This is a genomic window from Mesorhizobium sp. M7A.F.Ca.CA.001.04.2.1, from assembly GCF_003998485.1.
GTDB lineage: Bacteria > Pseudomonadota > Alphaproteobacteria > Rhizobiales > Rhizobiaceae > Mesorhizobium > Mesorhizobium ciceri.
Genome location: NZ_RZQT01000232.1, coordinates 1 through 4,860 on the forward strand (window position 1 = coordinate 1; position 4,860 = coordinate 4,860).

Sequence of the window (4,860 nt, forward strand, 5' to 3'; positions counted from 1 at the left end):
ATCACGCTTGGGCAACTGACAAAGCCCAATGCTCATAAAGCCGGATCAGGTCCGGCCGGTGTGTGGCGTAGGTGCAGTATGACGATGTGAGCCGCTACACCGTGCGCGTCTCCCAGTCTGTCCATAGACTCGGAAGAAGTCGGACCCGGTCAGTTGCAACTCCCTTTCCCAGCACTCCACTGCCCGGTAGAGCGCATGAAAAATCTCCTTTCGGGCGGTTTCTGTTCTGCCCATGCAGGATTCCAGAACATTGATGAAATCGTTTGTTTCGATGAAAGGCATCCACACTTTGGATGGTTGACACGCGTTTCAAAGATCGTGAACTACATCTCGTCGTTGTGCTCGACGCACTCCCGACAGAGCGCAACCTCATGGGCGCGGCATGCAGGATTAACCGAGCCCAGCCGGTCATGAGTGCGGCCGGCCGGGTCGGGCGATAGGCAGTCATGCCCTGCCCTTCCTGCGGGTCAAGCACTCCGAAAAAACATTTCCCCCATAAATGCTAGATCTTCCGTTGCCTTTTCGCGGGCTTCTGCGTGAGGTGAGGCACGCCATCCATGGCATGTGGCACACGCACGCGATGCCAGTGCACGGTCGTTTTCTCGGCAAGGCCGTTCTCTACCTCGACCCGCACGCGCTCGCCCTGACGGACCCGGATTTCCGGGCCTGGAACGGGCCTTCGGCGCGCAATCGAGCCCGGTTCACCCGGCCCAATGGCGTCCACTTTGGGGGCGCATGCACTGCAGACCCGCTGGACCTGATCCGGGAGAGGATGGGCGCGGCGATTGGAATAGCTATGAAAGCGCATCGGACCGTGGAACTGCGCGCGCAGACTTTCGGAGGAAGGCTCGCTTTTAAACGTTATCGTGCAACTCTGACCGTTCTTCGCCTTGGCGGGTGCCGCGGAAGAATCCCGGGTTCTGCGAGCGCTGCGAGAACACCTGCGGTCGATCCTGTACCACAATCTCGCGAAGCTCGATGCTCTCTACAAACGATGTCTTGGATTCTCACGCCCTTATTTCAGCACTTCGCTCGCTTGCCCGACTCGGCCGCGGTCAGCCTTCACCGCCAATTTTATTGGCGCAGCGACGTTCCTATCGGTTCAGGCGAAGCTTCTTGAACCTGCCGCTCTCTCGTTGCCCTGGCACGATTAATCGTCCTCTCAGTCTGTCATTGGCGGAGTCGCTCCTGAGGCGCGCGCCGGCGAGTTCGAGGAGCGCGTGGCTATCTCCTCGGTCCAGCCGGATTCCGCTGCGCGCTCAGCCAATTCCTGGAAGGCCGATTCCAAGGCGAGCTGGCATTGAAGGCCGCGGTCCGGATGGTCGACTAGCTTGGTTCCACGATCGCAATGCTTGATCGCTTCATTGCAGGCCATGGGCTCTCGCCCTCTCCTTTTGCCACACGAGGCGCCAGCTCACGTGTTGTGCGCCCCGGCAACCGCTTTCACCAGCCGCTCCAGCGATCCCGCGCGCTCCAGCTCCGCAAAGAATGATGCGGCGTGACGCTACCCAGCCGGTGCTTCTCGGCCATTTGCACACATAGGGATAGTCGACCATGAAATCGGACCGAGGCGAGGCGTTGGACGTTTCAGTCTTGGTCTGAATGCGCCGCCCACGAGCCGATCGGCCTTCTCGATGATTTGGCGCACCCTCGTTGTCGACAAGCCATGTTCCTGAGCCAGGTCGGCGAAACTCTTGCCCTTCAGAAAGCCGTCGACCAGGGCTATGTTCCTATCGACGGTCGGCTAAATCCCAGCAGGCGCGCGCAGTTTTCCGGCATCATTCCGTTTGTTCATCCGCTTGTCCGCGCCCCCTGCAAATCCTACCGGGCCAAATCGGTGCTTGGAAGACCCACTCATGTCATGGCCTCGGGAAAGTACAAGGCCGACGGTTATGTGAATACGAAAGATGCTGGCGATCACCATGATCGTTGGTGACCGCTGACCTCCCCAATGTCGGCTTCGACGGCACACCGGGAGCTCTCGGCAATGTTGAATAATTCCGTTTGAAGATGGTTGACTTCGTCGTCGAGGCTCGATCCATCAGGATCGGTATCGACGATTCTATATTTGAGAAACCCAAATTCGTTTGACTCGCGCAATTCGCTGTACGGCGTATCATCGCAAGCGCGGGATTCCGACATCCTGCGAAGTGCCCGCGTTGCTGGAATCGATTTTGCGGAAGTAAAAAGGCCCCGGCGCTGGGTCGGCGCGCAGGGCCTTCAGGCATGTACGAGCTACCAGCATGTCCAGTTATGATCGTGCGCTATCATAATGAACAAACGGTGAATGATCGCTATCCGAGGTGCAGGGCGGGCGAGATGGTGGGGCGGTGGGGGACCTGTACCGCTGCAGCGGGGCCACGAGCAGCGACTCGAGCCATGCGCCACGCTGCAGGACCTCGATTTCGGGCCAAGCCTCGAGCCCGCAACTCGCCTTGCTTCTCGGAAATCATAAGGCTTTGTGGGGCGGTTAAGCAGCGCGATATGGCCGCGGCGATACGAAGTTTTCATCTTTACCCTGTTCAGACGGTCAGGCTGCCTTCGCCGCCGGCTTGGCTGCCTTGACATGGGTTATACTGCGGCGACCGTCGACGCCGATCGGAACGTCACCGTCAACCGTAGCGCGACGCACAACCCGGTGCTGGTCGCCATAGTCGTTGACCGCATAATGCTGGTTAGCACGGTTGTCCCAGATAGCGACGTCGCCTACTTGCCAGCGCCACCGCACGGTATTTTCCGGGGCAGTGACGTAGGACTGGAACACCTCGTAGAGTTTGGCGGAATCGCTCTTGGAAAGGCCGACGAGGCGCTGCACGAAATTGCCGAGCAGCAGCGACTTCTCCCCGGTTTCCGGATGGACGCGCACGACCGGATGCTCGGTCTCGTAGATCGTCGATGTGAAAACTTCCTCGAAGTGCTTCTTCTCTTCGGCTGTGGCGCGCGGGCGCACGGCTGCGTAGTCGTAGGCATTGCTATGAATAGCCCACAGATTGTCCGCCAATATTTTGAGCGGCGCCGGCAGATTCTCGTACGCGGCGTGCGTGTTGGACCAGATCGTGTCGCCCCCCGCCGCCGGAATGACGACGCCACGTAGGACCGAGAATTTCGGATAGGCATCGACGAAAGTCACATCGGTATGCCACTGGTCTGCCCTGCCACCGCCACGGCCGGAATCGAGATTGAGGATTGAGGCCGTGCCGGCTGCCGGCCCCTGCGTGGGATGAGGTACAAGGTTACCCAGACGCCGCGCGAACAATTCCTGCTCCGCATCGTCGAGATGCTCCTGGCCGCGGAAGAAGATCACCTTGTGTTTTAGAAGAAGCTGGTTGATGGCTGCTATCGCTGCGTCCGAAAGGTCTCCACCAAGGCGAACTCCTCTGATTTCAGCTCCAACACGGCTGGTCAGCGGTACAACGTCGGAGTCAGGAATTCTCTTCGTCAAGCTCGAAAGCCAAAATCCCGGCGGATCGATCAAGGATCGCATTGCGTTGTCGATGATCGTTAATGCCGAACAGCGTGGCCAGCTCGCGCCGGGCGGTACAATCATCGAAGCGACCGCTGGCAACACAGGGCTCGGCCTGGCCTGGCGGCACGAAGCGCGTGATCGCGTGTCCAAAAGCTGACAGCGTCAGACAAATGTCAGGTTCATTACAACCAACATCTGGGCACTGACGAGGTTTTTCGAAGCAATGGGCGCTAACTGCGCGCTGAGCGCGTTGGCATGGCTTTTGAGACTGAGTGACTGTGACTGCACTTAATGGGGCAAGACGAGCGATGCGCTCCTCCCTGAACCCGTGTGCCGTCTCTGAGAGGAAACCAGCTCGTGCAGAAACCTTTGGAAATAGCTTTGGACCGCAACGTGGTATTGCAGATGGAGTCCCCGGCTCCTTCGATTAGAGTCGAGAACTGGCTGCATGGCGAGCCCCTCACGAGCTTTGAGCCCGGCAAGTGTACATAGTCGAATTTTGGGCAACTTGGTGCGGCCCATGTGTGGACGGGATGCCCCATCTGATCCAGCTGCAGGGCGTCGCCAGGCGCGCCATCTGGACAGCAGGAGCTGGACTATGGGCAAGGTAACAGGCTTTCTCGAAATCGACCGGCAGGTGCACAAGTACCAGCCGGCCTCCGACCGCATCCGGCATTTCCGTGAATTCACGCTGCCGATGTCGGACAAGGAGGTCGAGAAACAGGCCGCGCGCTGCATGGATTGCGGCATTCCGTTCTGCCACGGGCCAACGGGCTGTCCCATCCACAACCAGATCCCGGACTGGAACGACCTCGTCTACAATGGCGACTGGGACAATGCGATCCGCAACCTGCATTCGACCAACAATTTCCCGGAATTCACCGGCCGCATCTGCCCCGCACCTTGCGAGGAAGCCTGCACGCTGAACCTCGAGGACATTCCCGTCGCCATCAAGACGGTCGAGCAGGCGATCGCCGACAAGGCTTACGAGACCGGCCATATCAGGCCCTATCCGCCGGAGAAGAAGACCGGCAAGCGCGTCGCCGTCATCGGCTCCGGCCCGGCCGGCATGTCGGCTGCCCAGCAGCTCGGCCGCGCCGGCCACGACGTCCATGTCTATGAGCGCGAGAGCCGGCCCGGCGGGCTGATGCGTTACGGCATTCCCGACTTCAAGATCGAGAAGCACTATATCGACCGGCGCATCGAGCAGATGCAGGGCGAGGGCGTCACCTTCCATTGCGGCGTCAATGTCGGCGTCGACAAGCCGGTTGCCGAGCTGCTCGCCGAACATGACGCGGTGCTTTATTGCGGCGGTTCCGAAACGCCGCGCGCGGCCGGCATTCCCGGCGACGATCTCGGCGGCGTGCATGACGCGATGCCCTATCTGGTGCAGC

The 4,860-nt window shown here is 59.9% G+C and carries 3 protein-coding genes and 4 pseudogenes; 5 read left to right on the forward strand and 2 right to left on the reverse strand.

Going from position 1 to position 4,860, the window contains the following annotated elements:
* Positions 1-293: 293 nt before the first annotated feature.
* A pseudogene (locus EN955_RS35790) lies at positions 294-422 on the forward strand (LysR family transcriptional regulator); the annotation flags it as partial.
* Positions 423-526: 104 nt separating this feature from the next.
* Here EN955_RS35790 and EN955_RS33695 read toward each other — a convergent pair.
* Positions 527-673 (reverse strand): annotated as a pseudogene (locus EN955_RS33695) (multicopper oxidase domain-containing protein); the annotation flags it as partial.
* A gap of 993 nt (positions 674-1,666) precedes the next feature.
* On the opposite strand from EN955_RS33695, the gene EN955_RS35015 reads away from it, so the two are divergent.
* Positions 1,667-1,936 (forward strand): hypothetical protein, encoded by a 270-nt coding sequence (locus EN955_RS35015; RefSeq protein ID WP_024504272.1) that lies wholly within the window; start codon positions 1,667-1,669, stop codon positions 1,934-1,936.
* Positions 1,937-2,530: 594 nt separating this feature from the next.
* Here the strand turns inward: EN955_RS35015 and EN955_RS33705 are convergent.
* The gene (locus EN955_RS33705; protein ID WP_024504271.1) at positions 2,531-3,484 is read right to left on the reverse strand and encodes a TauD/TfdA family dioxygenase; all 954 of its coding nucleotides are present in this window, start codon (positions 3,482-3,484) and stop codon (positions 2,531-2,533) included.
* Between EN955_RS33705 and EN955_RS35795 the strand changes: the two are divergent.
* The 3 genes and pseudogenes from EN955_RS35795 to EN955_RS33720 form a co-directional block, all read left to right on the forward strand.
* Positions 3,399-3,584 (forward strand): annotated as a pseudogene (locus EN955_RS35795) (pyridoxal-phosphate dependent enzyme); the annotation flags it as partial. The gene EN955_RS33705 and the pseudogene EN955_RS35795 overlap by 86 nt on opposite strands.
* Positions 3,585-3,859: 275 nt before the next feature.
* Positions 3,860-4,023: pseudogene (locus EN955_RS33715) on the forward strand (thioredoxin domain-containing protein); the annotation flags it as partial.
* Between the two features lie 41 nt (positions 4,024-4,064).
* The coding region (locus tag EN955_RS33720) for a glutamate synthase subunit beta (protein WP_164769958.1) at positions 4,065-4,860 on the forward strand (796 nt) is incomplete at its 3' end.

Excerpts from the sequence above, each read along its gene's own strand:
- EN955_RS35015 (WP_024504272.1), top strand. The coding sequence starts at position 1,667 with ATGTTCCTGAGCCAGGTCGGCGAAACTCTTGCCCTTCAGAAAGCCGTC.
- EN955_RS33705 (WP_024504271.1), bottom strand. The coding sequence starts at position 3,484 with ATGCGATCCTTGATCGATCCGCCGGGATTTTGGCTTTCGAGCTTGACG.